Origin of the sequence: Rubrivirga sp. (genome assembly GCF_049648075.1) — a bacterium.
Taxonomy (GTDB): domain Bacteria; phylum Bacteroidota; class Rhodothermia; order Rhodothermales; family Rubricoccaceae; genus Rubrivirga.
The window spans coordinates 1-3,292 of record NZ_JBARYR010000525.1 but is presented as its reverse complement, the minus strand read 5'-3'; the positions used below and the strand labels follow the sequence as shown (position 1 = coordinate 3,292).

Genomic DNA, 3,292 nt, shown 5'->3' with positions numbered 1-3,292 from the left:
CTCGACCAGTACGCGCAGGACCAGGCCGGGCATCGGCGCCTTGATCTCGCGTTCCGCGGCCGAGTCGCCGGCCTCGAGGCCGAAGCGCTCGAGCAGCAGGTCGGCCTCGGTGCGGACCTCGACCTCGATGGGCGTGCCGCCCACCCAGACCCGCGTCGTGGGTCCGTCGCGCTCGACGGTCGCGATGTGCGGCGTCCCGTCGAGGACGACCGAGACGGTCTCGGACGCGCCCTTCGACGACAACAGCGTCCGGCGCGCGTCGAGAGTGGAGCCGTCGGGCCGGCGGACGGTGCCGTCGGCGTCGAGGGTGAGGGCGAGGTCGCCGGTGCGGAGGTCGAGGGCCATGCGGCAAGATACCGGGTCCGTCGGCGGCCTCGAGGTCGGCCCGGGTTCGCCCTATGCCTGCCGCGTTGGGTCGTCCTCGAGGGCGGCGACGGCACGCCGAGCGGTGTCCTCGAACGGCCGGTAGGTCAGACCGAGGTCTCGCGTCGCCCGAGAGCCGTCGTAGCGGTAGGTCCCGACCGAGCCTCGCGCCTGTGCGACCGACAGCGCCGGATCCGACCCGGTGACCGCGGCCCAGGCCTGGCTCGCCCAACCTGCGCCCAAGAGCGTCCACGGCGGGACGGATCGAGGACGCCGGGTTCCGGCAGCGTCAGCGATGACGCCCAGAAGGTCGGTCCACAACCGGTTCTCGGCGGCCAGGATGTAGCGCTCGCCCGTGACGCCATGTTCGGCGGCCAGGCGCATCCCCCGTGCCACGTCCTCGACGTCGACGACCGCCGTTCCGCCTGGAGGCGCTGCGACCAAACCCGACGCCGCGCGCTCCACGATCGCCATCGTCCCATCGCCTCGGCGGCCGGGGCCGAAGACGACGGCCGGCATCACCGTCACCGCGTCAAGCCCCTCCGCAACGCCGCGCGCGACCTCGAGGTCGGCGTCGCGTTTGCTGATGGCGTAGTGCGTGTTGGCAGTCGAGTCCCGCCAGGGCGACGTTTCGTCGAGGACGCCCGTGAACCGCAGCGGTCGGCCCAGGGCGGCGATGCTCGACGTGTGGACCAGACGCCGGACTCCGCCCTCGAGGGCGGCATTGACGATGGTCGCGGTGCCCTGGACATTGACGTGACGCAGCATCGGCCGAGCCCGGCGTCCAAACCCGACGTAGCCGGCGACGTGGTAGACGGTCTCGGCGCCCTCGAGGGCCGGGAAGACCACGTCCGGGTCGGTGACGTCTCCGACGACGTGCTCGACCTGGCTGCGCCGACCTGACGGTTCGAGGTCGCCCAAGAGATCGAGCGACGACGAGGCGCGGCGCAGGATGCGGACCTCCTGCCCGTCCTCGACGAGCTGGCGCACTAAGACGGACCCGACGAAGCCGGTGGCTCCCGTGACGACGATCATGAGCGTGACAAGGTGACTTCTCCGGCGTAGACGACGCGTTCTCCGGTGTCTGTGTCGAGACGGAGCCCGCCGTCCGGCGCGAGCCCCAGGATCCGACCTCGAGTCGACACGTCGCCGGTTGCGGGATCGCGGACCTCGACGGGCGACTCCGGTCGCTCGAGGCGCTGGTCGACGGCGCTCGTCACGTCGCTCGGCCCCGAGGACAGAGCGTCGAGGTGAATGGTGAGCCGGTCCAAGATCGGGTCGAGGACGGAGAGGGGGGCGAGGTGTCGGCCCGTGATCATCCGCAGCGACGTCGCACCCTCGAGGTCGGGAAACGACGTCTGCGTCACGTTGAGGCCGACGCCCAAGAGCACGACGGCTCCGCTCGCCGACCTGGAGGACTCGGCCAGCACCCCGGCGAGTTTTTGACCGTTGACGCGGACGTCGTTCGGCCACTTGAGGGACGCCGTCACGCCGAACGCGGCCACGGCTTCGGCCACGGCCAGCCCAGCGGCGAGCGGGATCAGGCCGAGCCGGTCGGCCTCGAGGTCGGGACGCAGGACGACGGTGAACAGCAGGTTCTGGGACGGCTCGCTCTGCCACACGCGTCCGTGCCGACCCCGACCGTGGCGCTGCGCCTGCGCTGTGACGACTGCGCCGTGCGGAGCGCCGTCGGCGCCCCATCGGGCGGCCTCGGTCATGGTCGAGTCGACGGCCTCGAGGTGGCGGGACGGCGTTCCGAGCGCCACGCTAGCGCACCGTCCACTCGACGCGGACGTGCCGGGGCTCCGAGAGCGGGACGTCGGTCCAGGTGTCGGTCACGACGCGCCGAGGGCGCCAGTCGTCGTCGGGAGCCAAGACGGCCCGCACCGTGCTCCGCTCCCGAAAGATGGCCGAGTCCGACCGGCGGTCGACCTCGAGGGCGCCGACTCGGCCCCGGTCGTCGACGGCGGCCCACACGCGTTTGAGACCGAGCTCGCGCGTCGTGTCGGTCAAGACGGCCTGGACGCGCTGGAAGCGGACGCCGCCGATGGTCGTGTCGCCCAAGACGCGCATCGCGTAGGCCTCCCGGACAGACGGGTCGAGGTAGGGAGGGTCGTCGCTCAGCGCCTGGTCGATCGGGTCGCGCAGCAGGAGCGATCCGCCGTCGGCATCGAGGACCCCGGGGTCGTCCGTCGTCACGACCGACGAGTCGCGGCTGACCGCGGCGCCGTCCTCCAAGGTCGTCACGATCACGTCGGCGGTGTAGCCGTCGCGGTCGGCGAGCGCGAACGCATCCTCGAGGGCGTACTTGTCGACGTGCGACAGCAGCGCGAACGCCTCTTCGTCGAGGACCGGCGCCACGTCGGGCTCGGAGCAGGCGCCCAGGGCGAGGGCGAAGAGGACGGCGAGAAAGCGCACCAGCGTCGGGAGGATCGGGGTCAGAACCCCCCGGCCCGGCCCGGGTTGCAGCGGCCGTCCCCACCGATCCCATGTTCGAGTCCGAACGGCGCGTCGCCGAGTCCGCCGCCCGCGCCGCCGCCGACTTTATCCGACCCCACGCCGGCGGTCTTGAGGTCAGTGCTCTCCAGACGAAAGGCGTCCACGACTACGTCACGTTCGTGGACGAGGGCTCGCAGCGGATCGTCCTCGAGGCGCTCGCCGCCGCCTTCCCCGACGACCGGCTGGTGGGGGAGGAGGGCGCGTCCGCCGACCTCGACCTCGACACCGGCCGCGTCTGGATCGTCGACCCCCTCGACGGGACGACCAACTTCTCGCACGGCGTCCCACCCTACGCCGTCTCGATCGGCTTGCGCGTGGAGGGCGACGGCGCCGTCGGCGTCGTCCTCGACGTGTCGTCCGGCGAGCTGTTTTCGGCCGCCCGCGGTCGCGGCCTCGAGGTCGACGGCCGGCCGGCCCGGGTGTCCTCGAC

4 protein-coding genes and 1 pseudogene are annotated in these 3,292 nt (G+C 72.2%); 1 reads left to right on the top strand and 4 read right to left on the bottom strand.

Annotation, left to right across the window (positions count from 1 at the left end):
- The 4 genes and pseudogenes from WBA11_RS14705 to WBA11_RS14690 all read right to left on the bottom strand — a co-directional run.
- Positions 1 to 345 (bottom strand): annotated as a pseudogene (locus WBA11_RS14705) (hypothetical protein); the annotation flags it as partial.
- Positions 346 to 396: 51 nt separating this feature from the next.
- The gene (locus WBA11_RS14700; RefSeq protein WP_424521416.1) at positions 397 to 1,398 is read right to left on the bottom strand and encodes an NAD-dependent epimerase/dehydratase family protein; all 1,002 of its coding nucleotides are present in this window, start codon (positions 1,396 to 1,398) and stop codon (positions 397 to 399) included.
- Positions 1,395 to 2,129 carry a biotin--[acetyl-CoA-carboxylase] ligase gene (locus WBA11_RS14695; RefSeq protein WP_424521415.1) on the bottom strand — a complete coding sequence of 245 codons (735 nt, stop codon included), beginning with the start codon at positions 2,127 to 2,129 and terminating at the stop codon, positions 1,395 to 1,397. The genes WBA11_RS14700 and WBA11_RS14695 overlap by 4 nt, the downstream gene beginning before the upstream one ends.
- A gap of 1 nt (position 2,130) precedes the next feature.
- Complete coding sequence (locus WBA11_RS14690; protein ID WP_424521414.1) at positions 2,131 to 2,781, bottom strand: hypothetical protein; 651 nt, start codon at positions 2,779 to 2,781, stop codon at positions 2,131 to 2,133.
- A 71-nt stretch (positions 2,782 to 2,852) separates the two neighbouring features.
- Between WBA11_RS14690 and WBA11_RS14685 the strand changes: the two genes are divergently transcribed.
- On the top strand, positions 2,853 to 3,292 hold a 440-nt coding region (locus WBA11_RS14685), incomplete at its 3' end, for an inositol monophosphatase family protein (RefSeq protein WP_424521413.1).

Bases quoted from the DNA above. Each gene is read 5' to 3' on its own strand.
- WBA11_RS14700 (WP_424521416.1), bottom strand. From the start codon at position 1,398: ATGATCGTCGTCACGGGAGCCACCGGCTTCGTCGGGTCCGTCTTAGTG.